This window comes from Rosenbergiella collisarenosi (assembly GCF_018494085.1).
Lineage (GTDB): Bacteria > Pseudomonadota > Gammaproteobacteria > Enterobacterales > Enterobacteriaceae > Rosenbergiella > Rosenbergiella collisarenosi.
Map to the genome: position 1 here is coordinate 1 of NZ_JABBFP010000037.1, position 338 is coordinate 338.

The following is a 338-nucleotide window of genomic DNA, read 5'->3' on the forward strand; positions in this document are numbered from 1 at the left end:
GTCAATATTCGACCGCCCAGTGCCGCCGGCGTCTCGCACAATACCTATACTCAGTTCGATATCGAACGCCAAGGGGCTATCTTAAACAATGGGCGTACCGCCAGCCAAACCCAGCTCGCGGGCTATGTCACGGCCAACCCGTGGCTCGCCAAGGGCGAAGCAAAGGTTATTCTTAATGAAGTGAATAGCCGTGACCCCTCGCGCCTGCATGGCCTGTTGGAGGTAGCGGGTCGCCAGGCGGATATCATCATCGCGAATCCAGCCGGGATCACCTGCGACGGCTGTGGTTTTATTAATGCTAATCGTGCCACGCTCACCACGGGCAACGTTGCGCTTAC

The 338-nt window shown here is 57.4% G+C and carries 1 protein-coding gene; it reads left to right on the plus strand.

Annotated features, from left to right (window positions below):
• The coding region (locus HGT70_RS16490; protein ID WP_214196582.1) for a filamentous hemagglutinin N-terminal domain-containing protein at positions 1-338 on the plus strand (338 nt) is incomplete at both ends.